This is a genomic window from Rhodococcus sp. P14 (assembly GCF_000256505.1).
Taxonomy (GTDB): Bacteria; Actinomycetota; Actinomycetes; order Mycobacteriales; family Mycobacteriaceae; genus Rhodococcus; species Rhodococcus ruber.
In genome coordinates, this window is record NZ_AJFC01000427.1 from 1 (window position 1) to 529 (window position 529).

The 529-nt window shown below is 71.5% G+C and carries 1 protein-coding gene; it reads left to right on the plus strand.

All coding sequences use genetic code 11. The features are described from left to right. A partial coding sequence (locus tag OEY_RS29420) for an AMP-binding protein (protein WP_043806165.1) occupies window positions 1-529 on the plus strand: 529 nt, incomplete at both ends.

Below are 529 nucleotides of genomic sequence, written 5' to 3' on the forward strand. Positions count from 1 at the left end.
CGCTGCACGTGGTGCCCTCGATGCTCGAGACGCTCCTCGTCGACGGCGAGGACCGTCTCCCCGCGTCGGTGCGACGGGTCCTCGCGATCGGTGAGGCGTTGCCGGCGGCGACGGCGGGTCGGTTCCTGGCGCACAACGCGGCCCGGTTGGACAATCTGTACGGTCCGACGGAGGCGGCGGTGTCGGTGACCTTCCACGAGGTCGACGACGCCGCGGGTGTGTCGGTGCCGATCGGTGTGCCGGAATGGAACTCGCGGGTGTTCGTGCTCGACGGGCGGCTGCGGCCGGTGCCGGTCGGGGTGTCCGGCGAGCTGTATCTGGCGGGTGCGCAGCTGGCCCGCGGTTATCACGGGCGGGCGGATCTGACGGCGGAGCGGTTCGTCGCGTCCCCGTTCGGTGCCGGTGAGCGGCTCTACCGCACCGGTGACCTGGTGCGGTGGGATGCGGCGGGCCGGCTCGAGTACGTGGGCCGCACGGATTTCCAGGTCAAGGTGCGTGGTTTCCGGATCGAGCTCGGCGAGATCGAGGC